Origin of the sequence: Streptomyces sp. NPDC093109 (assembly GCF_040701725.1) — a bacterium.
Taxonomy (GTDB): Bacteria; Actinomycetota; Actinomycetes; order Streptomycetales; family Streptomycetaceae; genus Streptomyces.
Genome location: NZ_JBFBEZ010000042.1, coordinates 1 through 25,862 on the forward strand (window position 1 = coordinate 1; position 25,862 = coordinate 25,862).

General features: G+C 72.0%; 14 protein-coding genes. 10 read left to right on the plus strand and 4 right to left on the minus strand.

Annotated elements, in window-relative coordinates; genetic code table 11:
* Positions 1-43 precede the first annotated feature (43 nt).
* Entirely contained in the window at positions 44-478 is a 435-nt protein-coding gene (locus tag AB0389_RS30385; protein ID WP_366398728.1) for a type II 3-dehydroquinate dehydratase, read from the minus strand.
* Between the two features lie 223 nt (positions 479-701).
* Between AB0389_RS30385 and AB0389_RS30390 the strand changes: the two genes are divergently transcribed.
* The 3 genes from AB0389_RS30390 to AB0389_RS30400 all read left to right on the plus strand — a co-directional run bounded on the left by AB0389_RS30390 (position 702) and on the right by AB0389_RS30400 (position 6,815).
* Positions 702-1,865: a DegT/DnrJ/EryC1/StrS family aminotransferase gene (locus AB0389_RS30390; RefSeq protein ID WP_366398729.1), complete on the plus strand. Its 1,164-nt coding sequence runs from the start codon at positions 702-704 to the stop codon at positions 1,863-1,865.
* Positions 1,862-3,619 (plus strand): HAD-IA family hydrolase, encoded by a 1,758-nt coding sequence (locus AB0389_RS30395; protein ID WP_366398730.1) that lies wholly within the window; start codon positions 1,862-1,864, stop codon positions 3,617-3,619. The genes AB0389_RS30390 and AB0389_RS30395 overlap by 4 nt, the downstream gene beginning before the upstream one ends.
* Positions 3,620-3,887: 268 nt before the next feature.
* Positions 3,888-6,815, plus strand: a complete 2,928-nt coding sequence (locus AB0389_RS30400) for a BTAD domain-containing putative transcriptional regulator (protein WP_366398731.1) — start codon at positions 3,888-3,890, stop codon at positions 6,813-6,815.
* Between the two features lie 7 nt (positions 6,816-6,822).
* On the opposite strand, the gene AB0389_RS30405 is transcribed toward AB0389_RS30400, so the two are convergent.
* The gene (locus AB0389_RS30405; RefSeq protein ID WP_366398732.1) at positions 6,823-8,688 is read right to left on the minus strand and encodes an FAD/NAD(P)-binding protein; all 1,866 of its coding nucleotides are present in this window, start codon (positions 8,686-8,688) and stop codon (positions 6,823-6,825) included.
* The gene (locus AB0389_RS30410) at positions 8,685-9,170 is read right to left on the minus strand and encodes a GNAT family N-acetyltransferase (RefSeq protein WP_366398733.1); all 486 of its coding nucleotides are present in this window, start codon (positions 9,168-9,170) and stop codon (positions 8,685-8,687) included. Before AB0389_RS30410 ends, AB0389_RS30405 begins: the two co-directional genes overlap by 4 nt.
* 194 nt (positions 9,171-9,364) lie before the next feature.
* On the opposite strand from AB0389_RS30410, the gene AB0389_RS30415 reads away from it, so the two are divergent.
* The 5 genes from AB0389_RS30415 to AB0389_RS30435 are packed head-to-tail and all read left to right on the plus strand — an operon-like array spanning position 9,365 to position 15,969.
* Complete coding sequence (locus tag AB0389_RS30415) at positions 9,365-10,327, plus strand: amino acid ABC transporter permease (protein ID WP_366398734.1); 963 nt, start codon at positions 9,365-9,367, stop codon at positions 10,325-10,327.
* Positions 10,328-10,335: 8 nt separating this feature from the next.
* Positions 10,336-11,088, plus strand: coding sequence for an amino acid ABC transporter ATP-binding protein (locus tag AB0389_RS30420; protein ID WP_366398775.1), 753 nt, complete (start codon positions 10,336-10,338; stop codon positions 11,086-11,088).
* Positions 11,089-11,107: 19 nt separating this feature from the next.
* Entirely contained in the window at positions 11,108-12,043 is a 936-nt protein-coding gene (locus AB0389_RS30425) for an ABC transporter substrate-binding protein (RefSeq protein WP_366398735.1), read from the plus strand.
* Positions 12,043-13,116 carry an LLM class flavin-dependent oxidoreductase gene (locus AB0389_RS30430; RefSeq protein ID WP_366398736.1) on the plus strand — a complete coding sequence of 358 codons (1,074 nt, stop codon included), beginning with the start codon at positions 12,043-12,045 and terminating at the stop codon, positions 13,114-13,116. The genes AB0389_RS30425 and AB0389_RS30430 overlap by 1 nt, the downstream gene beginning before the upstream one ends.
* 36 nt (positions 13,117-13,152) lie before the next feature.
* Positions 13,153-15,969, plus strand: coding sequence for an AAA family ATPase (locus tag AB0389_RS30435; RefSeq protein WP_366398737.1), 2,817 nt, complete (start codon positions 13,153-13,155; stop codon positions 15,967-15,969).
* On the opposite strand, the gene AB0389_RS30440 is transcribed toward AB0389_RS30435, so the two are convergent.
* Entirely contained in the window at positions 15,936-16,328 is a 393-nt protein-coding gene (locus AB0389_RS30440) for a helix-turn-helix domain-containing protein (RefSeq protein ID WP_366398738.1), read from the minus strand. The genes AB0389_RS30435 and AB0389_RS30440 overlap by 34 nt on opposite strands.
* Positions 16,329-16,408: 80 nt before the next feature.
* Between AB0389_RS30440 and AB0389_RS30445 the strand changes: the two genes are divergently transcribed.
* Both AB0389_RS30445 and AB0389_RS30450 read left to right on the plus strand, forming a co-directional pair.
* Positions 16,409-17,209 carry a shikimate dehydrogenase gene (locus tag AB0389_RS30445; protein WP_366398739.1) on the plus strand — a complete coding sequence of 267 codons (801 nt, stop codon included), beginning with the start codon at positions 16,409-16,411 and terminating at the stop codon, positions 17,207-17,209.
* A gap of 151 nt (positions 17,210-17,360) precedes the next feature.
* A complete protein-coding gene (locus tag AB0389_RS30450; protein WP_366398740.1) occupies positions 17,361-25,853 on the plus strand; it encodes an SDR family NAD(P)-dependent oxidoreductase in 8,493 nt (2,830 codons plus the stop codon).
* Positions 25,854-25,862: the final 9 nt, after the last annotated feature.

Genomic DNA, 25,862 nt, shown 5'->3' on the forward strand with positions numbered 1-25,862 from the left:
GGTGCCGGGGCGTGACGCCCCGGCACCCGGCCGCCCTCAGGCGTCACTCCGGGACGAGGTGCAGCAGCGCCTTTGCCGCCAGGCGGTACCCGTAGGCCCCGAGACCGACCACGACTCCCCCGGCGAGCGGTGCGATGACCGACTCGTGCCGGAACGAATCGCGCGCCCAGACATTGGAAAGGTGCACCTCGATCCAGGGGCGCGGGTAGGCGGCGAGCGCGTCGCGCAGGCTCCAGCCGGCGATCATCAGGGCGCCCGGGTTGACGATCGCGCCGACGGTGTCGGGATGGTTGTTGACCGCCCGGACGAGGGCGCCCTCGGAGTCGTCCTGGACGCTGGACACCGTCCAGCCCCGGTCCGCGACCTCCTCCGCCACGGCCTTCTCGATGTCGGCCAGAGTGTCGGTCCCGTAGATCTCCGGCTCACGGCGGCCGAGGATGCCGAGATTGGGGCCGTTGAGCAGCAGCAGTCGGCTCATGACACCACCTTTTCAATAGACGATGCTCGCCCCATTTCTAGTCCCAGTTATACCGGGCGCGAAACTGTGGAAAAACGGACTGGACCCAGGGGGGTTGTAGGGGGTGGGCCGCCGAGTTCACGTCAGCTATTTTCGACAAGCGCGCGGTCGACCACTCCCGCCGCTTACCGAGAGGTATTTCCCTCCGTCGAAGAACTACTTCAGTGAGTAAAGGACAGGGACCGTGAGCATTTCCCGAGACGTTCCGGAATTCCCGGCTTGGCCGCAGTTCAACGACGCCGAGCGCGTCAATCTCCTCCGCGCCCTGGAGCAGGGTCAGTGGTGGCGCATGGGGGGCAGCGAAGTCACCGAGTTCGAGCGCGAGTTCGCCGAGTATCACGGCGCCGAGCACGCGCTGGCGGTGACCAACGGCACCCACGCCCTCGAACTCGCGCTCCAGGTGCTGGGGGTAGGTCCGGGCTCCGAGGTAATCGTGCCGGCGTTCACCTTCATTTCGTCGTCCCAGGCCGCGCAACGTCTCGGTGCCGTCGCCGTGCCGGTCGACATCGACCCCGGCACCTTCTGCATCGACCCCGCCGCCGTCGAACGCGCGATTGGGCCGAGGACGGCCGCCATCATGCCGGTGCACATGGCCGGGCACATCGCCGACATGGATGCGCTGGAGAAACTGTCCGCCGACAGCGGCGTGCCGCTGATCCAGGACGCGGCCCACGCGCACGGCGCCCGCTGGCAGGGCCGCCGGGTCGGTGAGTTCCCGTCGGTCGCCGCGTTCAGCTTCCAGAACGGCAAACTGATGACCGCCGGAGAGGGCGGCGCCGTGCTGTTCCCGGAGAGCGAGCAGTACGAGCAGGCGTTCCTGCGGCACAGCTGCGGTCGGCCGTCGGCCGACCGCGGCTACTTCCACCAGACGTCGGGTTCCAACTTCCGCATGAACGAGTTCTCGGCCGCGGTGCTCCGCGCCCAGCTGGGTCGGCTCGACGGTCAGATCAGCCTGCGCGAGGAGCGCGCGCCGCTGCTCACTCGGCTCCTCGGCCAGATCGACGGCGTGACCGCGCAGAGCCGCGACGAGCGGTGCGACCGCAACCCGCACTACATGATGATGTTCCGGCTCCCCGGCATCACCGAGGAGCGCCGCAACTCCCTGGTCGACAAGCTGATCGCGCGGTGCGTGCCCGCATTCGCCGCGTTCCGGGCGATCTACCGCTGCCCCGGCTTCTGGGAGACCGGCGCCCCAGAGCTGTCCGTGGACGAACTCGCCGCCCGGTGCCCCACCACCGAGGCCGTGCACCAGGACACCATCTGGCTGCACCACCGCACGCTGCTGGGCACCGAGGAGCAGATACACCGGATCGCCGAGATCGTCGCCGACACCCTGGCCACGGCATGAGCCAGCGTACCGGTAGAGGGCCGCTGCGCGTCGCGGTCGTGGGAGCCGGCTGGGCCGCGCGCTCCATCTGGCTGCCGCGGCTCACCGCGCACCCCGCGTACCGCGTCGTCGCGGTCGTCGACCCCGACCCGCAGGCGCGCGAAGCCGCGAGCCGGGACGCGTTCCCGACGCTGGCGTCCGTGCGGGATCTCGCGCCGGACACGGTGGACCTCGTCGTCGTCGCGGTCCCCAACCACCTGCACGCCGCCGTCGCCGAGACGGTCCTCGGCGCCGGTGTCCCGGTGTTCGTCGAGAAGCCGGTGTGCCTGTCGTCGGCCGAGGTCGACCGGCTGGCGGCCGCCGAGTCGGCCGGCGGCGCGGTGCTGCTGGCCGGGAGCGCGGCCCGGTTCCGCACCGACGTGCGCACCGTGCTGGAGCTGGCGGAATCGGTGGGCACCGTCCGGCACGTCTCGCTGGGCTGGGTCCGGGCGCAGGGTGTCCCGGGCGGCGCCGGCTGGTTCACGCAAGCGCGGCTGTCGGGCGGCGGCGCGCTGATGGACCTGGGCTGGCACCTGCTGGACGTGGCCGGGCCGCTGCTGGGCAACGCCAAGTTCCGGCACGTCCTCGGGACGGTGTCGAACGACTTCCTCACCGACGGCGCCGCGCGCGCCGGATGGCGCAAGGACGGCACCACGGAGATCTCCGGTGACGTCGAGGACACCGCGCGCGGCTTCCTAGTGGCGCCGGACGGCCTCTCCGTATCGGTCACAGCCTGCTGGGCCTCGCACCGGCCGGATGACGTCACCACCCTGGTCGTGGAGGGCAGCACGGGCACGCTGAGCCTGTCCTGCACGTTCGGTTTCAGCCCCGCGCGCCAGGAGCACTCGGTGCTCACGCTGACCCAGCGCGGGCAGGAGACGGTCGTACCGGTTTCCGGGGAGCTGGTCGGTGCCGAGTACGACCGGCTGCTCGACGGTCTGCCGACGCTGCTGGCGGACCCCGCCTCCCGCGGTCTCGCGGTCCGCGAGGCCGCCCGCAACGTCGACGCCATCGAGCGGCTCTACAACTCGGCGGAGTCGACGCGCCGGACAGCGCGGCCGGCGGCGCCGGTGCCGCACCGGGACGGGCCGCCGCTGGCGGTGGTCTTCGACCTCGACGGCGTCGTCGTCGACAGTTTCGAGGTCATGCGGCAGGCGTTCACCCTTGCCTACCGTGAGGTGGTCGGCGACGGCGAGCCGCCGTTCGAGGAGTACAACCGGCACCTCGGGCGGTACTTCCCCGACATCATGCGGATCATGGACCTGCCGCTGGAGATGGAGGGGCCGTTTGTCCGGGAGAGCACGCGTCTGGCCAACCGGGTCACGCTCTTCCCCGGGGTCCACGACCTGTTACGGCTGCTGCGCCACCGTGGCGTGAAATGCGCGGTGGCGACGGGCAAGGCCGGCTGGCGGGCCAGGTCGCTGCTCGACCGCCTGGGCGTCCTGCCGCTGTTCGACCACGTCATCGGATCGGACGAGGTGGCCCGGCCCAAGCCAGCCCCCGACATCGTGCTGCGCGCCCTCGACCTGCTCCGGGTCGACGCCGAGGAGGCGATCATGGTCGGTGACGCGGTGACGGACCTGGCGGCGGCCAGGGACGCGGGCGTGGCGGCAGCTGCCGCCCTGTGGGGCGAGACGGACGAGCGGTCGCTGCTCGCCGCCGCGCCCGAGCACACCCTGCGCAAACCGGCCGATCTCGCGGATTTGTGCCTGCCCGCCGAGGCCGCCCTGGCCTGATCCGACCGGACCCGGCCGGACCTCCGGCCGGGTCCGCGGACGCTCCTCCTTGCGCAGCACCGTCGTTCTCTCGACCCGAGCGCGTGCGGTCCCCGATGTTTTTGAGTCGATTGGCCGTGGACCGACAAGGTTCTCCCCCTGAAGGTATTCGTTGTCACGTACAGTCGCGTCGGCGGGACTGACAGCCAGCTGCTACCGAGTGGGGGACCGGTGATATGAGAGCCAATGGGGAGTGTCCGCCACTATCTCCCGACGGACAGGGTGCTCGATGAGGTTCTCCATACTCGGGCCGCTGAACATCACCGACAAGGGACGTCCCGTTCCTCTGGGGAGCGTCACCCAGCGGGCCCTGCTCGGTCATCTCCTGTTACACGCGAACACCGTGGTGGCGACCAGCAGACTCCTGCAGGCCCTGTGGCGGAAGGAACCGCCGCCCACCGCGAGGAAGATCGTTCAGAACGCGATCTCCGGTCTGCGCCGCACCCTGGCCGAACCCGACGGCGACCGCTCCAAGCTCCTGGTCACCCAAGCGCCCGGCTATGTCCTACGCGCGGACCCGGCGACCATCGACAACTGCCAGTTCCAGGAACTGGCCAGGACCGGCCGGGCAGCACTGGCCGCCGGGCAGTGGGACGAGGCCGACCGCTACCTGCGCCAGGCGCTGGCGCTCTGGAAGGGCCCCGCGCTGGCCGACCTCGTGGAGGACGGCTACGACTGGCCCGAACTGACCGCCCTGCAGAACGCCCGGCACTCGGTGCTGGAGAACCAGATGGACGCGGCCCTCGCTGCGGGCCGTCACCTCGACGTCATCAGCGAACTCGAAGCCATCGTCAGCACCGACCCCCTGCGCGAACGCCTGTGCCGGCAGCTCATGCTGGCGCTGTACCGCTCCGGCCGACAGGCCGAGGCCCTGCGCGCCTTCCGCCGCACCCGCGCCGCCCTGGTCGAGCAGTTGGGTCTCGACCCCGGTCCGGAACTGCGTGAGCTCGAACGGGCGATCCTCGATCACGACCCCTCGCTGGTCAGCGGCGGAACGGCGATCCGCATGACCTCCCAGGGGACGCCGGCTCTTCCGCCCCCCGGCAGCGCCGAGACCGCCGAGCCGTACGCTCCAGCGGCAGCACCCGGCACGCCGCCGGACACGGTCGCCGGTCCCGGGCAAACGGCTGGTGACTCCCCCGACCGTCCCGAGGACGAGCTCAAGCGGGTGACGGCCGTCATCGTCCGCATCGACACCTCGGACTGCTGCGTCCCTCCCGAGGTGCTCGACCGTCTGCTACAGCAGGTCCGCTCCGCCGTGCGGCAGCAGACCTGTCTGTACGGGGGACAGAACCACGGCTCCATGGGTCCGGTCACCCTGTCCCTGTTCGGCACCGCGCAGACCCAGGAGGACGACGTGCTGCGGGCGGTCCGGCTGGCCTTGGACGTCGCCGCGTACGCCGAGCAGGGGGTCCGGCTGCGGGTCGCCGTCTCCAGCGGGGACGCCCTGGTCCTGCGGGCGCCCGCGACCGAGGCGGACGGCGAGCCCGTGGACGTCGCGGGCCGGTTCATGGAGACGGGACTCGGCCTGCTTCTGGAGGCCGCCCCCGGTGTCGTACGGGTCTGCGACACCACCCGGCAGGCGTGCGCGGAGCATTTCCGCTTCGCGACCACGGACGCGAAGCCCGGCGGGCATGACGTGACCGTGGCGCTGCGGCCCGCGCTGGCGAGCCGGACCCATCTGCCGTTCGTCCAGCGGGACCGCGAACTGGAGCAGTTGCGCTGGTGGGTCGAGGAGGTCCGACGCGGCAGGCGTCCGCACCTGGTGACCGTGCTCGGTGCGGCGGGCATCGGCAAGAGCCGGCTCATGCACGAGCTGCGCCGGGACGTCACCGGGCGGCCCGGGATGGGCTGCCTGGTGGGCTGCAACCGGGCGCTGGGGCCCATGGAGCCGTACACCGCGCTGGCCGGTGTGGTGCGCGCCTACCTCGGAACGAAGGAGGACGACCCGGCACCGGAGCAGAACGGCAGGCTGGACGCCGCGGTGACCGACCTCGTGGGCACCGGACCGATCTCGGCCCAGCTGGCCGACGCGTTGCGACCCTTACTCTCCGCGGCCACCGAGGACGAACCCGGCCGGCAGGCGCTGGCCGACCCGGAGCGTCGGCAGGCGGTGTTTACCGCGTGGCGCCGGTTCGTCGAGGAACTGGCAGTGCGCGAGCCACTTCTGATCATCCTGGAGGACCTCCACCGGACCGACGACGCGCTGCTGAAGTTCGTCGGCGACCTCACCGAGAACGTCGGCAGCCTCCCCCTGCTCGTCGTCGTCACGGCCCGGCCGGAACTGGTCAACCGCTCGCCGTACTGGGCCAGCGGGCGGCGCAACGCCACCACGATGAGCCTGGAACCACTCTCCCGCACGGGCATCGAGGCCCTGCTGAGTAGCGTAACCCGCCCCGGATCGGGCGGGCACGCGCCCGAGTCGTACGCCGCCTTGACGGAGCAGTCCGGCGGCAACCCGCTGTTCGCGCTGGAGTACGCCCGCATGCTGGACGACGCGGCGGACGACGATCCGCCGCGGTCGGCGCGTGTCCGTCCGCAACGTTCCGGGGCCGAGCCGCCGGTGCCGCCCCGGGTGCACGGCATCATCTCGGCGCGGCTCGACACCCTGCCGGCTGTGGAGAAGTCACTGCTCTACGACGCGTCCCTGTTCGGTAGCCCCTTCTACGAGCGGGAGCTGGCCGCACTCAGCGACCGGGACCCAGAGGAGATCCAGGAGTGCCTCAGGTCCCTGGAGCGCCGCGAGTTCCTCCAGCGCTGCCGACTGGGGCCGGAACTCGGCTCCGTCGAGTACGACTTTGTCCACAGGCTCGTCGGCGCGGTCGCGTACTCGCGCATGTCCCACGCCCGGCGGGCGGAGAAGCACCGCAGGGCCGCGCAGTGGCTGGCGAACCGCTCCGACCGGCCGCTGACGCTGCTGGTCCACCACTGCCGGCAGGCGGTGGGCCACACCCTCGAAGCGAACCTGTCCGTCAAGGACATCTCCGCGCACGTCTGCGACATCCTGACCGGCGCGGGGCAGCAGGCGAAGCGACGGCGGGTGCCCGGGGCCGCCCGGTACTGCTACCGCTCGGCACTGGAGTTCTGCGCCACGGGTGACCCGCAGTGGAAGGTGTTGCGGCGCCGGCTGTACGAGGACGCGAATTCTCCGGTCTGAGACGATGTCACCCTGATGACATGGCGGCGGCCAGGGCGCAACGGGCCACCGCGTCGGTGAGGCGTGAGGAGACCGGGTCGGGGCCGGGGCGGGTGAAGTTCCCGCCGGCGAGGGCGGTGGTGAAGGGGCCCAGCGCGAACCGCCGTGGATGCCTTCGGCCTGCCGCGTCCAGCACGGCGCCGTCCCGACCGTCCACTGCGGCCAGCCCCGTGCGGTGGCGGAACCCATCCTCCGTCCCGCTGCTCTCGCACAGCCCGCCGCGCGAGTACAGGGACCGGAGCAGCGGGTCCCTGCTGGCGGGCAGGGCACCGACGGGCAGCCGGGCCTCGACCAGTGCCCCGGTGGTCACCGGATCGCCGGGTACGGCGAGGCTGCCCGCCTCGAACCGGTCGGCGGCGGCGCGCACCCACATGTCCGGACCGACGAACCGCACCACACCGGCGTCGACCAGGGCGATCAACTCGCGGATCCGGTCCGGCGGCGGGCCGCTGGCCAGGTGGTTGAAGAAGCCTGCCCACCATCCGTCCACGTCGGCCGCGCGCGAGCGGAGCGAGAACCGGCCGCCGTCCAGCAGGGCGGGAAGCCGGCCGAACACCGACAACAGCCCGTGGACGGCGCCCAGATGCGCGCTGTGCCGGGGGTCGGACCGGCGCTCCAGGGCGGTGCGCAGATACCCGCCGACGCCTCGGCGCAGAGCGGACCGGTCGGGGAACGCCGCCTCGCCAAGGGGACGGTCCAGGGCGGCGAGGTCCAAGACGTCGGCGGGGTCCACGACCGTGCGCCGCAGTAGATCACTCAGCTCACGGCTGTCCCAGGCGGCGGCTGCGTACTGTTCCGCGAAGGCGTCGAGATCGCACCGCACCCGGTCCGGGTGGGCGGTGAACAGTTCGTGGTAGTAACCCCATCCGATCTCCTTAGCCGCGTGCGGCCACACGTCGCGGAAGAAGTCCAGTCTCCCGGGTGACTCGCGCAGGACGCGCTCCAAATCGAAGAACTCGGGCAGAGGGGGCGGGGAGGACAGCGCATAGGCCGGCTTGGGCGGGAACGGCACTCCGCGCCGGGAACCGACGTACAGCACTGGCTCCTCGCCGCTCGGCAAATACCGCAGGGTGTCCGGTCCGTCCTCGGTGTACCGGCCGCCGCGCCCCTCGGTGACCAGCACCATCAGGTCGACGAAGGCCAGGCCGAGGCCGCGTACGAGGACCCGGGCGCCGGGCCGCAGGACGGAGAGATCCTGGTCGGCGGTGTAGCCCGGCGGCAGGTAGCACAGTCCGTGGCGCTCGGCGTGGGCGGCCATGGCCTCCTGATCGGGTGAGAGCTCCACCTCCTGGTGCCCGACGGCGAGCACCACGGCGTCGGCCCCCACGGCTCCTCCGCTCGCGAGCACGACCCGCTGGCGCCCGCAGTGGTCAAGCACGTCGACCGCCCGGTCGCGGTGGTGGCGGAACCGGGCGCCAGGGGGAAGACCGGCCACCGCCCGTTCGAACACCCAGCTCAGATAGTGGCTCTGGAGCCGGCGGGTGGGGAACGAGGTCTCGGACAGGTTCTCCAGTTCCCGTGCAACGCCGGGGTCGTCGAAGCCCTTCCCCCGCTGCCGGGCCCAGTCGTACAGCGAGGGCCCCGGCCGGATCGGCCCGGCGCAGGCCACACCGGCGTCGGTGAACATGGTGACGTGCGCGGCCATCGTGTTGAGCATCAGCAGGGGTGACTGGTCGTGCCGCCAGACCCGTCCCGGGCCTGGCCGGCAGGGGTCGATCAGGTGCACGTCCAGGGGACGGTCGCCGAGCAGTTCGGCGGCGTTGGCGCCCAGCCGCTCCAGTACCGAGACGCCGCTCGGTCCGGCACCGACAATCACCACCGTCACCGGCGTCACAGCGCCTTCTCGAAACAGAGCGCGGGCCTGCCGTCGGCGGGCACCGGACGGCAGGGCACCCGGCGGTAGCCGACGGAGCCGTACAGTCCGCTCGCCTCCGGCTGCCGGGGACCGGTCGTCAGGTACAGCCTGTGGTACCCCAGCCGCCGCGCGGCCTGCTCGATCTCGGCGAGGATGCGGCTGGCCAGCCCGAGTCGGCGGCGGCGCGGGTGGGTCCAGATCCGTTTCAGCTCCGCGGTATCCGCGGCATGGCGGCGGAAACCGCCGCCGGCCACGGTCTCGCCGTCGAGGGTCAGGACCAGGAAGCCGCCGTGGGGCGGGGCGAACTCGTGCCGGGCGGAGCGGCTCATCTCGTCGTGGGCCGAGGGTCCGTAGCGGGCCACGTACTCCTCGGTCAGGCTCAGGTGCAACGGCGCGACCCGGGGGTCGTCGGCCGGCACCCGGAGCACCTCCATGCGCGCCGCGTCCCACGTCGGTTCCATGCGCCCCAGTCGACCAATCCGGGCTGCCCCGGTCAACCGCGTATGAGCCCTCGGTAACCGGCCAGTGGGCACGCCCACCGCCCAGTAACTCCGGGCGAACTGAGCGTCTGCGGCCGTTGAAACGTGATTGCCGTCCTCTTTAGGTTCGAGCACGACCGAGTCGGACCACGCCATGTCGCAACGGGGAAGTACTGATGACATCTGCGTCCTTTCACGCCACCGGTGATGTGGTGGACACATCGGGCCGACGCGGCGCCCACGAGCTGCTGGCCCTGCGCCGAGTCCCCGCGCCGAGACCCGGCCGCTGGCTCGCCAGCGCGTTCCTGCTCGTGCTCCTCGCGCAGTTCCTGCACGGGCTGGTGGCCAACCCCGGATGGGAATGGCCGGTGTTCCGGCAGTTCTTCGTCGAGGGCAGCATCCTGCAAGCGCTTGGCCTGACGCTGGAACTCACCGCTTACGGAACCGCGTTGGGCTTCACGCTGGGACTGGTCATCGCGCTAATGCGCCTGTCCAGAAGTTGGCTGCCCGCCTCGGTGGGCTGGCTGTACGTGTGGGTGTTCCGTTCGGTCCCGCTCATCGTCCAGCTGTTGTTCTGGTTCAATCTCGCCTATCTGTACGACCGGTTGTCGTTCGGCGTGCCGTTCGGGCCGGAGTTCGTCTCCGTCCCGACCATGCGCCTGGTGGGCCCCATGGGCGCGGCCGTGCTCGGACTGGCGCTCCATCAGGCAGCGTACGCGGCGGAAATCATCCGTTCCGGCATCATCTCGGTCGACCGCGGCCAGGTGCTGGCAGCGGCCGCCCTAGGCATCCCCCGCCGACGCCAGCTCTCCAGGATCGTGCTGCCCCAGGCGATGCGGACCATCCTGCCAAATGCCTTCAACGAGTTGATATCGCTCCTCAAGGGCACGTCGATCGTGTCTGTGATGGCCTTGGGCGACCTCTTCTACCAGACGCAGGTGATCTACGGCCGCAACGGCCGCGTGGTCGCCCTCGTCATGGTTGCCACAATCTGGTACGTGATCCTCACCGGGCTGCTCTCCGTCCTCCAGTACTACGTAGAGCGGCGGTTCGCGCGCGGCGGGTCCCGGGCTCTTCCTCCCACACCGCGGCAACGGCTGCGCACGGCGCTCTCCGGTACGGGGAAGGCGGAGTGGTGAACACCCCGATGGTCGAGATCGTCGACGTGCACAAGAGCTACGGCGCCACCAGCGTGCTCAAGGGTGTCGATCTGGTGGTGAACCCAGGAGAGGTCACGGTACTGATCGGCCCCTCGGGCGCCGGCAAGTCGACCCTGCTGCGGATGATCAACCATCTGGAGAAGCCAGACCGCGGCCTGGTCCTGGTCGCCGGGGAGCTGATCGGGTACCGGCGAGCGGGCAAGCACCTGCGCGAGCTGCGGGAGAGGGAGATCCTGCGGCAGCGGACCGGCATCGGGTTCGTCTTCCAGGACTTCAACCTGTTCGCCAATCTCACCGTCCTCGACAACGTGGCCGAGGCTCCCCGGTCCGCGCAGGGCCGTCCCGCCATGGAGGTCTACCCCCTCGCCCGCGAACTCCTGGACCGGGTCGGGCTCGCGGACAAGGCCGACGCCCATCCCCGTCAGCTCTCCGGCGGCCAGCAGCAGCGCGTCGCGATCGCGCGCGCCCTGGCCCTGGAACCAAAGCTGCTGCTGTTCGACGAGCCGACCTCGGCGCTCGACCCCGAGCTGGTCGGCGAGGTCCTGGACGTCATGAAGTCGCTGGCCGCCACCGGCACGACCATGATCGTGGTGACCCATGAGATGGGCTTCGCCCAGCAGGTCGCAGACCAGGTGGTCGTCATGGCCGACGGCCGGGTCGTGGAACAGGGGCCGTCGCAGCAACTGCTCAGGACTCCGGCACACGAACGTACTCGCGCGTTCCTCACCAAGATCCTTTGATCCCACATGGAGACAACGAATGCGTCGATTCCTGGCGGGTGGCTGGGTGTTCCTGCTCCTGCTGACCGGGTGCGCCGGCGGCGAGGAGCCGACGGCCGCCACGAGTTCCGGCCTCAATCTAACCCCGCAGCAGAAGCGGCTCACCGCCACCGAGGTCGACGAGGTCGCCGCGCTGGTGCCCGAGCGTGTGCGCCGGGCCGGTGTCCTGCACATCGGCGGCACGATCGACAACACACCGCCGCTGAGCTGCTACGCGACCGACAACAAGACTCCCATCGGGTTCGAACTGGACATCGCCGTCCTGGCCGCGGGGGTGATGGGTCTGAAGCCGGACCGTGAGATCACCTCGTGGGAGAACATGTTCCTGGGCGTGGACAGCGGCAAGTACGACGTGGCGTTCTCCAACATCTCGGTCACCGAGGAGCGGATGAAGACGTACGACTTCGCCAGCTACCGCCATGACCGCCTCGGTTTCGAGGCGCGGGACGGCAGCGACCTGAAGGTCGGCGAACCGGCCGATCTGGCAGGCAAGAGCGTCGCGCTGGCCTCCGGGTCGACCCAGGAGAGGATCATGCTGGAGTGGAGTGCCGAGAACCGCGAGGCCGGGCGCCCCGCGATCGACATCCAATACTACAAGAAGGCGTCCGACTACTACCTGGCGCTCCAGTCGGGACGGGTGGACGTCTACGTCGGTCCCAGTTCCAGTGTCGTCTACCACGCCGAGACCACCGGCCAGACCGAGCTGGTCGGTGTGGTGGACAGCGTGACGGACACCATCGACAGTCAGGTCGGCGCCATGAGCCGCAAGAACGACGGAACGGCGAAGGCGGTCGCGGCGGCTGTGAACGAGTTGATCCGTGACGGCAAGTACCAAAAGGTGCTGGACCGTTGGGGCCTGGGCGACCAGAAGATCAGCAAGTCGCTGGTCAATCCGTCGGTCGGGGAGGGCGCCTGATGCGGACCCCCTTATACCTTGGGGCCGCGCTCGACGGTCTCGGCGCCCACCCGGCCGCCTGGCGGCTGACCGGCACGCCTCCCGAGGCGCTGTTCGACCCGGAACGCGTCGTGTCGCTCGCGCTCCTCGCCGAGCAGGGCGGACTGGACCTGGTCACCCTCGACGACCAGGTTCCCGCCACCCCGGAGCCGGGGCACGCCCACGGCTCTCTCGACGCCTGGCTGGCCTTCACCCTCGCGGCCTGCCGAACCTCACATATCGCCCTGTTCCCTACCGGTGTGGCCCGGGGCGAGCCGGCGGTGACGGCGGCCAGGGCGGTCACCCTGGACCGTATCGCCGGGGGCCGCGGCGGCTGGCGTCCCCGGGTGGCGCTCAGCGACGATGAACGGCGCCGGGCCACCACCGACCCGGAACGCTACGCAGCCTTCACCGAGGAACGCTTCGCCCACGCCGAGGAGTTCGTCGCCTCGGTAGTCGCGTTCTGGGACAGCCGGCGGGAGGAGTCCGTGCTCAGCTCGCACGCCGTCGATCTGTCGGGAGGCCATCTGACGGTATCCGGGCACGCCCGGGTGCCAACGCCGCCCTCCGGTCCGCCGATGACCGCGGTCCTGGCCCACTTCAGCACGCCTTTCCGGCTTGCCGCGCGCCATGCCGACCTCGTCTTCGTCACCCCGTTCAGCCGTGCCGACATCGATGCCGTCCGCGAGGAACTGGACGGGCTGTGCGCGGCCCTCGGAAAGACACGGGCGCCGCTCGCCGTCCTCGCCGACCTCGACGTGGTGGTCGCGGGGACCGAGTCCGAAGCGGCCGAGCGCAGGGATCGCCTCGACCGCTGGATACCGTTCACCTCCGATTGCGCCACCTTCACCGGGACGCCGGAGCAACTGGCGGACCTCATGGAGGAATGGCACAGAGACGGCGGGGTCGACGGCTTCCGGATTCGCCCGTCCGTGCTGTCCGACGACCTCACCGCGGTGGTGGAGACCGTGGTGCCGTGTCTGCAGAAACGGGGCCTGCTGGGAGACACGCCCGGTGTTCCACTGCGCTCCCGGCTTTTTGGCGCTTCAGTCTGACTGCCGCGTTACTACGTTCACTCTGGGGGAGACGTCATGCTTTTACTGGAACGTGAGAAACACAGATCACTGCTGAAGTCGCTCGTCGGTGAATGTCTGGCCGGCCGGGGACAGGTGGTGCTGATCAAGGGCGTGGCGGCGAACGGCAGAACGGCCCTGCTGCGCCAGGCCGTCGAGGACGCGGAGCGGGCGGGCCTGCTAGTCATGCGGGCCTCGTGCTCGCCGGTGGAGAAGGACATGGCCGGCAGCGTCCTCAGCCAGCTCCTGCTCAGTATTCCGGCGCCGGGCACCCTGGCCGATCAGACGGTACCCGGCTACCACGAGTTCTGCCTGCAGATCCTGCGCCTGGCGGCGCGGGCGCCGCTGGTCGTCGCGGTGGACGACATCCACCACGCCGACGCCGAGTCGGCACAGAGCCTGCTGTACCTGGCCCGCCGCCTGGGAGCGGCCCGGGTCCTGCTGGTGGTGACCTCCCAACGGGACGACGGGCAGGCACCGCCCCTGTTCGCCGCCGAACTGCCGTGCGAACCGGGGACCCACCGCCTGGATGTGGAACCGCTGTCCGAGGACGGCACGGCCGCCCTACTGGCGGAGCGCCTCGGCCCGCGGCCCGACACGGCCCGGCTCGCGACCGATTTCCGCCGGATCAGCGGCGGCAATCTGCGGCTGCTCGACGCGCTGGCCGAGGACGTCCGTCGCGGCGGCCGGAACGGGCGCGACCCCGTCACCGCACGGGGGTACGGCGCGGCCGTGGTCGGGCTGCTGCGGCGCGGGGAGCCGGCCGTGCTGCGCACTGCGCAGGCGCTGGCCGTCCTGGGCGGGCGCGGCACTCCGGAGCGGGTCGCCCGGCTCACCGGTTTCGACCAGGAGACCGAGACGGGCACCGGAACCCTGACCGGGTCCGCGTCGGTGGAGCGCGCCATCGCCACGATGACGGCGACGGGGCTCCTGCGGGACGGCCGGCTGCCACACCCGGCGGCCCGCGAGGCCGTCCTCTCAACCGTGACCGGCGCCGAACGCGCCACCCTCAACCAGCGCGCAGCACGGTTGCTGCACGTTCTCGGGGAACCGGCGTCGACAGTGGCGTGCCACCTCGCGCAGGCACGCCGGCGGGTGGAGCCCTGGGCGGTGCCGGTGCTCGTCGAGGCCGCAGAACAGGAACTGCTCGCCGAACGGAACAAACGTGCCGCCCGCTATCTGGAGCTGGCGCACGAAGCCCACCCCGAGCCGACCGACCGCGCCGCCGTGCTGGCGAAGCTGTCCGAGGCGCGGTGGCGGGTCAGTCCGTCGGCCGCGGCCGAGCACCTGACGCCCCTGGTGGCCGCGGCGCGGACGGGAGACCTCGGCAACGGTTGCCTGCCGGACCTCGTGCGGCAACTCCTGTGGCATGGGAGGCATACGGACGCCGCCACGGTGCTCGGCCGACTGCGCGAGGCGGCCGCCTCGGACGCCCCGCTGGCGCAGGAGGTCCGACACCTTGACTCCTGGCTCGCCTTCTCCCACCCCCGGTTCGCGCACCGGCGGACCCAGCTGGCCGCCCGAGCCGCGTTCGGCGGCCCCCCGGCCGCCGGCCGCGCCCTGACTGCACCGGCCGGCAACGACCCGTGGCTGGCGCTGGCCGGATCGCTGTGCGACCACCTGGTGAGCGGTCGCGGCGGCGACGGGACGGCCGCACTGGAGCGGTCCCTACGCAACCTCCGTTCCCGCGGCAACCCGGCGTGGGCGCACGAGACCGCGGCCCTGGCCCTGCTCGGCCTGCTCAACCTGGGCCGCTACGACCTGGTGCTGCAGCGGTGTGCCGCGCTGGGCGCGGCTGGCGGCGAGGACGAGGCACCGACCTGGCACGCCGTACTGGCGAGCCTGCGCGCGGAGGCGCTGCTGCGCTGCGGCGACCTGGATGATGCGCTGCGGACGGCGCAGGAGGCCCTCACTCTGCTGCCGGCCCACGCCTGGGGGGTGGCCGTCGGGTTCCCGCTGGGCACCTTGATCATGGCGGCGGTGCGGTCGGGCGACACAGAGACGGCCGAACGGCATCTGGCATTCTCCCCGCCCGAGGCGATGTCGCAGAGCCGTTTCGGCCTCTACTACCTGCACGCCCGCGGCACCTACCACCTCACCATCCAGCGGACCTACGCCGCGCTCGCCGACTTTCTGGCCTGCGGCGATCTGGTCCCGGCCCTGGGGCTGGAGGCCGCAGCTCCGGTCCCCTGGCGCACCAGCGCCGCCGAGGCGTGGCTGCGCCTGGGCAACAACGACCGGGCGCGCCGCCTGGTCCGGGAAGAGCTGGCCTGCTCGGACGCCTCGGGCGGCGTCGGCAGTGCTCGCGGCCGGTCGCTGCGGATGCTTGCCGCGGTCAGCACGCCCGAGCGACGACCGCAGTTGCTGCTGGAGGCCGTCGAGCTGTTCGAACAGTACGGGGAGCAGTACGAGCAGGCGCGTGGCCTGGCCGATCTCGGCTACGCCTACTCGGCCCTGGCCGACAACCGCCGGGCCAGGACGACGCTGCGCCGGGCCCGGTATCTCGCCACGTCCTGCGGGGCGGCGCCACTGGGCGAGGAACTGCTCGCCTTCCAGGGAACCTCGGACACCTCGGTGTCCTGCGAGAACGACGGCAGCCAGCTGACGGAGGCAGAGCGACGCGTGGCACACCTGGCCGTGCTCGGCTACACCAACCGGGAGATCGCGGCGAAGCTCTACATCACGGCCAGCACCGTGGAGCAGCACCTGACCAGGATCTACCGGAAGCTCGACATCAGGCGCCGCCGGGATCTCCCGGCCAACCTGGGCACCACCACCCTGCACGGGCGGCAGCGGAACGCTCAGCGGCCGTCGACCAAGCGCTCGGCGTCGTAGGTGTGTCGCGCAGCGGAGATCTCTTCGCGGTGCCGTGTGGCCCAGTCGGTGAGCGAGAGGAGCGACTGATGCAGTTCCTGCGCCATGTCGGTGAGCCGGTACTCAACCCGGGGCGGAACGGTGGCGTACACCGTGCGGGAGAGCAGGCCGTCCCGCTCCAGGTTCCGCAGGGTGAGGGTGAGCATGCGCCTGCTGATGCCTTCGATCGACCGCTCCAGCTCCGTGAACCGCACCGGGCCGCGGGCCGCGGCGACGATGATCAGGATGCTCCACTTACCGGCCACGCGATCCAGCACCTCGCGCACCGGACATGCCTCGCCGACGATCTCGTGCGGCGCTTCCGTCTTCACCTGCGGCATGGGACAGCTCCTTCCCCCGCTTCCCATGGTGCCAGCCCGGTGCCCCCTGTCACAACCGCGTGCCCGACGGGAGGCCAGATATGACCAGAACCCCTCTGTCGGGCTCTACGCGGCTGTACGCAGTCCTGGGCGACCCGGTGACCCAGGTCCGGGCGCCGGAGCTGGTCAACCCGGTGCTGGCCGCCCTCGGGGTCGACGCCGTGGTGGTGCCCGTGCACGCCCCGGCTGAGCATCTCGCCGCCGTCGTGGGCGGCCTGATCCGGGCGGGCAACGTCGACGGCCTGCTGGTCACGGTTCCCCACAAGGCCGCCGTGTGCGCCCTGGCGGACGAGCTGGGGCCGGCCGCCTCGCTGAGCGGTACCGCCAACGCGATGCGGCGCGGTGCCGACGGCCGCTGGCTCGCCGACAACTTCGACGGGCTGGGCTTCGTCCGCGGGCTGATGGCGGCCGGGCATCCCGTCCGGGGCAGACGGGTGGTCGTGGTCGGGGCGGGCGGGGCCGGGAGCGCCGTCGCGGTGGCCCTGCTGATGGGGGGCGCCGGGCCGGTCTGCGTACGGGACGTCGACGCGGGCCGGCTCGACGGGCTGCTGGCGCGGCTCGGCCCCCGGTGGCCGCGGGCCGTCCGTGCCGAGGCTCCGGGGGACCTGGCGGCAGCCGACCTCGTCGTCAATGCCACACCGCTCGGGATGCGCCCGCGGGACCCGCTGCCGTTCGACCCGGCCGCCGTCCGAGCGGACGCGGTGGTGGCGGACATCGTCATGAAGCCCCACGAGACCGCCCTGCTGCGGGCGGCGGCCGCCGCGGGCCGGGGGGTCCACCACGGTGTTCACATGCTGGAGCAGCAGGTGCCGTGCTACCGGGAATTCTTCGGCTGGCCCTGAATTCGTTCACGTCGTAGGGGGTGTTGTTCCCATGCGGCTGTCAAGTCAGGGATTCGGTAGGGGGTTTGTTAGGGGATTCGCGCTGCGGAATACACGCGAGACTCGAAGTCGCGCTCACGCGATTCTTGCCGTGCCTAGGAGTGATTACTCGATGCTGCGCACAGAACTGATTCGGCCCCTGCCCGAGACTCTGATCGAACACGCCGCCCGACTCGGCGGGAAAATCGCTTTCGCCGATGCCCGGCGTCAGGTCAGCTACGCCGAACTGGAGCTGCGGACCCGGTTCATCGCGGGACACCTGACCGGGCTGCGCGTGCATCCGGGCGACCGGGCGGCGCTGTACATGGGCAACTGCGTGGAGATGGTCGAGAGTTACCTGGCCCTCACCCGGGCGAACGTGATCGGCGTCCCGCTCAATCCGCACTGCACCGACGCCGAGCTGGAGTTCTTCCTCTCCGACAGCGGCGCCCGCGTGGTGATCACCGACGCCGTCCACGTCGAGCAGCTCCGGCGCGTGCTGGGAGACGCCGAGCACCCCAGGATCGTCGTCACCGGCGATCGCCGGGTCCCGGCCGGGACGGTGGCCTTCGAGGCCCTGTCAGGCTCGGAGCCGGAGACCGGTGCCCGGGACGACCTCGGCCTCGACGAGGTCGCCTGGATGCTCTACACGTCGGGGACCACCGGGAAGCCCAAGGGGGTACTGTCGACCCAGCGCAACTGCCTGTGGTCGGTGGCCGCCTGCTACGTGCCGGTGCCCGAACTGACCGCCGAGGACCGGGTGCTGTGGCCCCTCCCGCTCTTCCACAGCCTGTCGCACATCGCGTGCGTGCTGGCGGTCACCTCGGTCGGCGCCACCGCGCGGATCACCGACGGGTACTCGGCCGACGAGATCCTGTCCGTCCTGCGCGAGGAGTCGCCGACCTTCCTAGCCGGCGTGCCCACCATGTACCACTACCTGGTGCAGGCCGCGCGGCAACAGGGGGTGCGGGCTCCGGACCTGCGGGTCGGCCTGGTCGGCGGGGCGGTGACCACCCGGTCGCTGCGCGCGTCCTTCCAGGAGACGTTCGGCGTCCCCCTGCTGGACGCCTACGGCAGCACTGAGACCTGTGGCTCGATCACCATCAACTGGCCCACGGGGGCACGGGTCGAGGGGTCGAGCGGTCTGCCGGTGCCCGGTCTCAACGTACGCCTGGTCGACCCGGAAACCGGACGTGACGTGCCAGCCGACGAGGAGGGTGAGGTCTGGGTCAGCGGCCCCAATGTAATGGTCGGTTACCACAACCGGCCGGAGGAGACCGCGCAGGCGCTGCGCGACGGCTGGTACCGCAGCGGTGACCTGGCCCGCCGTGACGAGGCTGGCTACTTCACCGTCACCGGCCGGATCAAGGACCTCATCATCCGGGGCGGCGAGAACATCCACCCGGGTGAGATCGAGGACGTGCTCCGCGAAGTGCCGGGCGTGGCGGACGTCGCCGTGGCCGGCAAAGCCCACGACATCCTGGGCGAGGTCCCCGTCGCCTTCCTGGTGCCGGGTCCGGAGGGGCTCGACACGGACGCGCTGTTCGCCGCCTGCCGCGAACGGCTCTCCTACTTCAAAGTGCCCGAGGAACTGTACGAGGTCACGCGCATTCCGCGTACCGGTTCCGGCAAGGTCACCCGGCGCCTGCTGCTGGACCGGCCCGCCCGGTTGCGGGCCGCCGGCAGCAGTTCCTACGAGCACCTGTTCCAGACCGGCTGGCTACCGCTGCCGCCCGAGGGCCCGGCCGTACCCGGCGCCACCGGCGCACCGACGGGCGCGGACCCGGCCGGTCCGCGGTGGGTAATCGCCGGAGAGGCCGACGCGGACCTGGTCGCCGGCTTGGAGTCGGCCGGTGCCGAGGTGACGCGCTTGGTCGACGGAGTGCCGCCCGCCGAGGCCGCGCCGGCCGACGTGGTGGTGGTGCCCGCGGGGGCGCCGGACGCGGAGCCGGCCAGTCTGGTGGCGGACGTGTCCGCTCGGGTCCGGGCGTGGCTGGCGCAGGGGTGGCCCTCCCCGGCGCGGTTGATCGTCCTCACCCGCGGTGGGGTCGCCACCGGTCCGGCCGAGACGCCCCACCCCGCACAGGCCGCGGTGGCGGGGCTGGTACGCGGGTTGCGGGCCGGACACGGCGACCGGCTCGCGCACGTGGACCTAGAGGCCGCGGCCGGCTTCGGGGGCGCGCTGCTCGCGGAGCTGCTGCGTGCCGTGGCAGCGGGGGACGAACCGCAGGTGGCCGTAAGGGCTGGCAGCGTCGTCCGGCCGTCGCTGGAGCGGCTGGCCGTACGTTCCGGCGGGGAGACGGTGTTCGGTCCGGCGCGTACCGCGGTGGTGGCGGGCGCGGACACAGTGGCCGGTGCGGCGGTGGCACGCCACCTCGTGACCGGTCACGGAGTCCGGCACCTGGTGCTGATCGGCGAACGGGGTGAGGGCGACCTCTCCGTCGCCGGCCTCGCGGCCGAACTGACCGGGCTCAAGGCGACGGTGACGGTGTCCGGCTGCGATCTCACCGACCGCGCGGCACTGCGTGAGGTACTGACGGGCCTGCGCCGCCCTCTCGCCGGTGTGGTGCAGGTCCCCTCCGGTCCCTTCCGGCTCGCTGCCGCGCAGGCGGCGGCGCTGGACGAGGTGACCTCCACCGTCGAGGGGGCGGTCCTGGTGCTGCTGCCCTCGACCGCGGGCACGCTGGGTACGGCCCACGACCCGGAGGACGCGGCGGTGGCCGCGTATTGCGACGCGCTCGCGCTGCGGCGGCGGGCCGGGGGCCGGGCGGGGTTGTCGCTGTCCCTGGGACCGTGGGCCGACGAACCGGAGGCGACCCTGCCATCGGGCGTGGGCACCCTGACCCTGCGTGAGCTGTTGACCGTGGTCGACGCCGCGCTGATGTCCGGCGAGGCGTCAGTCAGCTCGCTGAAGCTCGACCCGATGACGCTGCACGGTGGCGACACCGTTCCGGCGGTGCTGCGCGGACTGATCGACACTTCGGCGGGGGCGTCGGCGGACACCGGGCGGGTGGAGGAGTTCCGGGCGCTGCTCACCGGACTGCCCGAGGCCGAGCGGCTGCGCACCCTCGTCACCGCGGTGTGCGACGCGGCGGCGGAAACCGCCGGGCGGGCCCGAGGCACCGTGGCCCCGCAGCGGGCCTTCAAGGAGATCGGCTTCGGCTCGCTACAGGCCGTGCAGTTGCGGAACCGTCTGGTGGAGGTGACGGGCCTGCCGCTGCCGACTACTCTGGCCTTCGATCGTCCGACCCCAGGGGCGGTGGCCCGGTTCGTGCTGAACGAGCTGTCCGGTGGCGCCGAGGAGACCACTGCCACGGCGGTGGAGGGCCGCGGTCCGGCCGAGGACGACCCGATCGTGATCGTCTCCATGGCGTGCCGGCTACCGGGCGGCATCGCCTCCCCCGAGGATCTGTGGACCTTCGTCGACCGGGGCCTCGACGGGATCACCGCGTTCCCCTCGGACCGCGGCTGGGACCTGGCGGGGCTGTACGACCCCGACCCCGAGCTGTCCGGCAGGACCTATGTCCGCGAGGGCGGTTTCCTCCAGGACGCCACCGGGTTCGACGCGGACTTCTTCCGGATCTCCCCGCGTGAGGCACTGTCGATGGACCCCCAGCAGCGGGTGTTTCTGGAGACCTCGTGGGAGCTGTTCGAGCGCGCGAGCGTCGACGTCACCTCGCTGCACGGCAGCAGGACCGGTGTGTTCGCCGGCGTGATGAACCAGGAGTACGGCGTGAGCCTCGCGGGTTCGGACGACGACACGGAGGGCTACCGGAGCACCGGGACGGCCTCCGCCGTCGTCTCGGGCCGGGTGGCCTACACGTTCGGGTTCGAGGGTCCGGCGGTGACGGTGGACACGGCGTGCTCGTCGTCGCTGGTGGCACTGCACCTGGCCGCCCAGTCACTGCGCTCAGGCGAGTGCGACCTGGCCCTGGCCGGCGGTGTCGCGGTGATGGCGCAGCCGACGTCCTTCGTGGAGTTCTCGCGGCAGCGGGGGCTGGCACCGGACGCCCGCTGCAAGGCCTTCGCCGCTGCGGCCGACGGCACCGGCTGGTCCGAAGGCGTCGCCCTCGTCCTTCTCGAACGCCTCTCCGACGCCCGCCGCAACGGCCACACCGTCCTCGCCACCGTCACCGGCTCCGCCGTCAACCAGGACGGCGCCTCCAACGGCCTCACCGCACCCAACGGCCCCTCCCAACAACGCGTCATCAACCAAGCCCTCGCCAACGCCCGCCTCCAACCCCACGACATCGACCTCGTCGAAGCCCACGGCACCGGCACCACCCTCGGCGACCCCATCGAAGCCCAAGCCCTCATCAACACCTACGGCCGCCACCGCGACCCCGGCCACCCCCTCTGGCTCGGCTCCCTCAAATCCAACATCGGCCACACCCAAGCCGCCGCAGGCGTCGCCGGCGTCATCAAAACCGTCCTCGCCCTCCACCACCGCACCATGCCCCGCACCCTCCACGTCGACCGACCCACCCCCCACGTCGACTGGTCCACCGGCACCGTCCAACTCCTCACCGAACCCCGCCCCTGGTCCCCCACCACCCACCCCCGCCGCGCCGCCGTCTCCGCGTTCGGAGCCAGCGGAACCAACGCGCACGTCATCGTCGAAGAGGCACCCGCGCCGCCCGGCACCATCGACGACGAGCCCGGCTCCGCCGCCGTCGAGGTGGTCGCCTGGCCCCTCTCGGCACGGACGCCGACCGCCCTCGCGAAGGCAGCCGGACGGCTGGCCGACCACATGGCGGACGCCGGGGACACCGGAGCGACCCGCACGGCCCGCGCGCTCGCCACCACCCGGGCCCACCTGGACCACCGCGCCGTGGCCGTCGGGAAGGACCGGGAAGAACTGCTGGACGGACTCCGGGCATTCGCGGCCGGCGCCTTCCACGAGTCCGTGGTGACGGGACGGGCGGGCACGGGCAGGCTCGCGTTCGCCTTCTCCGGGCAGGGAAGCCAGCGGCTCGGCATGGGCCGGGAGCTGCACCGGCGGTTGCCGCCGTTCGCGGAGGCGTTCGACGAGATCTGCGCGGAGCTGGACAAGCACCTGACCGTTCCGCTGCGCGAGGCCGTGTTCGCGGAACCCGGCACGCCCGCCGCCCGGCTACTCTACACCACCGCGTACACCCAACCTGCGCTGTTCGCGCTGGAGGTCGCCCTGGCCCGGGTCCTGGCTGGATGGGGGGTGCGGCCGGACGTTGTGGTGGGACACTCCATCGGCGGGATCGCTGCGGCGCATGTCGCGGGTGTCTTCTCCCTTACGGACGCGGCCGTACTGGTGACCGCGCGGGGCCGGCTGATGCAGGCCCTGCCCGCCACCGGCGCCATGGTCGCGGTCAGTGTGGGCGAGGAGGCGATACGGCCGTTGCTGGCCGGGCACGAGGACACCGTGGCCCTCGCCGCCGTCAACGGACCGAAGTCGGTCGTGCTCTCCGGGGACGAGGACGTGGTGCTCGCCCTCGCTGAGCGACTGCGCGAGGAGGGACACCGCACCAAGCGGCTGGCCGTCAGCCACGCCTTCCACTCGCCCCACATCGACGCGATGCTCGACGAGTTCGGGCGGGTGGCGGCCGGGCTGGCGTACACCGCCCCCGTCGTCCCGGTGGTGTCCGACGTCACCGGTCAGCCCGCCGATCCGGCCGAACTCGCCAGTGCCGCCTACTGGGTCCGGCACGCCCGCGCCGCCGTCCAGTTCAGCGCCGCCGTCGTCACCCTGGAGAGCACCGGGGTGACGACGGTCCTGGAGCTGGGGTTCGGCGACACCCTCGCCGCGTTGGTAGGGGACAACAGCGAGAGCATCGGCTTCGTTCCGGCGCTCCGCCGCAGCCAGCCGGAACTGCGGTCGCTGACCGGCGCCCTCGCCCAGGTGTACGTCCGCGGGCACGCGGTCGACTGGTCGGCTCTGTACCCGGCACCCGGCGCGCACCCACCGCTGCCGACCTACCCGTTCGAACACCGGCGGTTCTGGCTGGAGCCGGTGCGCACGGCCGATCTCAGTGCCGTCGGCGCGGACCCGTCAAGGCACCCGCTGCTGGGCGCGGCGGTCGCGCTGCCCGCGTCGGACGGGGTGGTGTTCGCCCACCGCCTCTCCCCTGCGTCCCATCCGTGGCTCCGTGAGCACGTCGTCGCCGGGGCCGTGGTGGTCCCCGGTGCCGCATTGGTCGAGGCGGCCGTCCGGGCGGGCGACGAGGTCGGGGCCGGCACCGTCGACGAGCTGGTGATCGAGACGCCCGTGGTGCTGCCCGAGGACCGCGGGCTCCAGCTCCGGGTGACCGTGGGCGCGAAGGACGCCGACGGGCTACGGCCGGTGGCCTTCCACTCCCGGCCCGACGGGGCCCGGGACGCCGAGTGGACCCGGCACGCGACCGGATTCCTGTCCGGGACCCCGGTAACCGGCGCGGAGCTGCGCGACTGGCCGCCCGCCGGGGCGGAGCCGGTGCCGTTGACGGATTTCCACGAGCGGCTGGCGGAAACCGGCCTGGAGCTGGGTCCGCTGTTCCGGGGGCTGCGGGCGGTGTGGGCCGAGGGTGACGAGGTGTTCGCCGAGGCGGAGTTCCCCGGCGATGGTGTGGAAGGTTTCCTGCTGCACCCCGCGCTGCTGGACTCGGCGCTCCAAGCGGCGGCCCTCAGCGCGGGGGCCCGGGAACGGGGGACCGTCCTGCCGTTCGCCTGGAAGTCATTCGCCGTGCACTCCTCAGGCGCCACAGCGCTGCGGGTGCGGATGCGCACCGGCGACGGCGATATGGGCCTGGACATCGCGGATGCCACCGGCTCCCCCGTGGCCACGGTCGGCTCGCTGGCCACCCGGCCGCTGGACCCGGACCGCATCGCGGAGGCCGGCCGCTCCGACGACCGGCTACTCGGTCTCGACTGGACCGTGGTCCCCCTGCCGGAGAACAGTCCCGGGGCGGCCCCGCAGCGCGTCCTCGACCTCACCGAGCCGGCGACCGGCGGACCCGTGCCGCAGGCGCGCACTCTCGGTGTCCTCGCCCTGGAGGGTCTCCAGCGGAAGCTGGCCGAGCCCGGCGGCGAGCCGCTGGTGGTGCTGACCCGGGACGTCCGACGGGACCCGGCGACGGCCACCGTCTGGGGCCTGGTCCGCTCCGCACAGCTCGAACACCCGGGTGAGTTCGTGCTCGTGGCCATCGACGACGACTCCCGGGACCTGCTACCGGGCGCCCTCGCCACCGGCGAACCACAACTGTCCCTCTCCGCAGGCACGTTGCGCGTCCCCAGGCTCTCCCGGGCCGCGGCCCTGCCACCCGGCCGGGGCAGCCAGGCCGACGGGGGCCGCCCGCTGGACCCGGCCGGCACCGTACTGATCACCGGCGGCACCGGTGCCCTGGGCGCCCTCGTGGCCCGTCACCTGATCAGCGAACACGGCGCCCGGCGCCTGCTGCTGACGAGCCGGCACGGGCCGAGCGCCCCTGGCGTCGCGGAACTGCACGCCGAACTCACCGCGCTCGGCACCTCGGTGACCATCGCGTGCTGCGACGTCTCCGACCGGCAGGACGTGGCCCGGCTGCTGGCGTCGGTCCCCGCCGAACACCCGCTCACCTGCGTGGTCCACGCCGCCGGGGTGCTCGACGACGGTGTCATCTCGGCCCTGACCCCGGGGCGGATGGACACCGTGTTCCTCCCGAAGGCGGAGGGTGCCTGGCACCTGCACGAGCTGACCCGTGGCGCCGACCTGGCCTCGTTCGTGCTCTTCTCCTCCGCCGCCGGCACGCTCGGTAGCGCCGGCCAGGGCAACTACGCCGCCGCCAACGCGTTCCTGGACGGCCTCGCCGCGTACCGCGCCTGCCTGGGTCTGCCCGCGGTCTCGGTGGCGTGGGGGCTGTGGGAGCAGGACAGCGAGATGACCCGGTCGCTGCGGGACGGCGGGGCGGGCTCCCGCGACCGGTACGTCCTCCCGCTCCCGGCGCAGCAGGCGTTGCGGTCGTTCGACACGGCGGTGTCCGCAGGGGCCGCGGCGGTGCTCGCGGCAAGGTTCGACCTGGCCGCGGTGAAGCGCTCGCCCGCCGCGCCCGCGGTCATGCGGGGCCTGGTTCCGCAGGACCGCCCAACGGCACAGCGGGAGCGGTCGTCGGAGGACTCCTTCGTACGGGAACTGGAGCGGCTGACCGCCCCACAGCGGCTCCGCCGACTGGTCGACCTGGTCCGTATGCAGGCCGCACACACGATCGGGCACGAGGACGCGGACGCCATCGACCGGGAGCGGTCGTTCAAGGAGATGGGGTTCGACTCGCTCGCCGCCGTCGAGCTGCGCAATCGGATCGCCACGGCGACCGGCATCCGGCTCCCGGCCACCCTGATCTTCGACTACCCCAACCCCGCGGTCGTCGCCCGGCAGCTGGCCGAGCGGCTCTTCCCGGAGCCGGTGGACGAGGAGGAGATCGACGGCCGGCGCGAGGAGCGGCTGCGCGAGGTGCTGGCGTCGGTGTCGCTGGAGCGGCTGCGAGAGCTGGGCCTGCTGTCCGGGCTGCTGCGGCTGGCGGACGAGACCGACGGGCCAGCGCCCGTGGGCGGCTCCCCGGCCGTGGAGCCGGAGAGCGAGATACCGGCCATGAGCGTGGACGACCTGGTCGCCAGGGCTCTGGGCAAGCGCGACCACTGACGGTCATCG

Coding starts and splice junctions, on each gene's coding strand:
- AB0389_RS30415 (WP_366398734.1), top strand. CDS start 9,365: ATGACATCTGCGTCCTTTCACGCCACCGGTGATGTGGTGGACACATCG.
- AB0389_RS30425 (WP_366398735.1), top strand. CDS start 11,108: ATGCGTCGATTCCTGGCGGGTGGCTGGGTGTTCCTGCTCCTGCTGACC.
- AB0389_RS30450 (WP_366398740.1), top strand. CDS start 17,361: ATGCTGCGCACAGAACTGATTCGGCCCCTGCCCGAGACTCTGATCGAA.
- AB0389_RS30385 (WP_366398728.1), bottom strand. CDS start 478: ATGAGCCGACTGCTGCTGCTCAACGGCCCCAATCTCGGCATCCTCGGC.
- AB0389_RS30400 (WP_366398731.1), top strand. CDS start 3,888: ATGAGGTTCTCCATACTCGGGCCGCTGAACATCACCGACAAGGGACGT.
- AB0389_RS30435 (WP_366398737.1), top strand. CDS start 13,153: ATGCTTTTACTGGAACGTGAGAAACACAGATCACTGCTGAAGTCGCTC.
- AB0389_RS30395 (WP_366398730.1), top strand. CDS start 1,862: ATGAGCCAGCGTACCGGTAGAGGGCCGCTGCGCGTCGCGGTCGTGGGA.
- AB0389_RS30430 (WP_366398736.1), top strand. CDS start 12,043: ATGCGGACCCCCTTATACCTTGGGGCCGCGCTCGACGGTCTCGGCGCC.
- AB0389_RS30410 (WP_366398733.1), bottom strand. CDS start 9,170: ATGGAACCGACGTGGGACGCGGCGCGCATGGAGGTGCTCCGGGTGCCG.
- AB0389_RS30420 (WP_366398775.1), top strand. CDS start 10,336: ATGGTCGAGATCGTCGACGTGCACAAGAGCTACGGCGCCACCAGCGTG.
- AB0389_RS30440 (WP_366398738.1), bottom strand. CDS start 16,328: ATGCCGCAGGTGAAGACGGAAGCGCCGCACGAGATCGTCGGCGAGGCA.
- AB0389_RS30445 (WP_366398739.1), top strand. CDS start 16,409: ATGACCAGAACCCCTCTGTCGGGCTCTACGCGGCTGTACGCAGTCCTG.